The organism is Bradyrhizobium sp. P2_E8, from assembly GCF_056403875.1.
This window is the reverse complement of record NZ_JBFUES010001761.1, coordinates 1-760: the sequence shown is the minus strand read 5'-3', so window position 1 is coordinate 760 and position 760 is coordinate 1. Positions and strand designations below refer to the sequence as shown.

Annotated in this window: 1 protein-coding gene; it reads left to right on the top strand. The window is 61.5% G+C overall.

Annotated features, from left to right (window positions below; all coding sequences use genetic code 11):
- Nucleotides 1-674: TonB-dependent siderophore receptor (locus AC1D00_RS43735; protein ID WP_477015016.1), on the top strand; the 674-nt coding region annotated here is incomplete at its 5' end.
- Nucleotides 675-760: the final 86 nt, after the last annotated feature.

The following is a 760-nucleotide window of genomic DNA, read 5'->3' as shown; positions in this document are numbered from 1 at the left end:
ATGTCAGCTACGCCACGTCGTTCAGCCCACAAACCGGCGTCGATGTGACGGGGGCCACGTTCAAGCCGACCACGGGCGAGCAGACGGAAGCGGGCATCAAATATCAGATGCCTCATGTCCCGCTGCTGCTGACCGGCGCGGTCTTCGACATCAAGCAGGACAACGTTCTGCGCACCGATCCAAACGCCATTGCGTTCCTGGCAGCATCCGGACAGATCGAGTCCAAGGGGGTGGAGCTCGAGGCCAAGCTGGCGCTCAAGCCGGGCTTCGATCTCACCGCGGCCTATACCCACCTCAACGTCGTGATCACGCGCGGCAATACCGATACGACGGGCAACGAGTATTCCGGCATCCCGAGAGACTCGTTCGCGGCCTTCGGTAAATACACGTTCCAGTCCGGCACGCCGGTGGAAGGACTGGGACTGGGCCTCGGYGGGCGCTACATCGGCGCCAATTTCGGCGACGACCAGAATACGTTCGAGAATGCGGCCGTGACGCTGTTCGACGCCGTGATCGACTATGATGTCGGCAAGCTCGACCGGAGATTCCAGGGGGCCTACATGCGCTTGAACGCCACGAATCTGTTCGACAAGAAGTATGACACTTGCCAGTCCGGTTATTGCTACGCTGGCGCGCGGCGTCAGGTGATCGGGACGTTGAGCTATCGGTGGTAACGGGATTCGCGCGGCATCGTCATTGCGAGCCAACGGGTCCGCGCGAAGCGCGGCCCGATGACAGGCTCCGCGAAGCAATCCAGAAT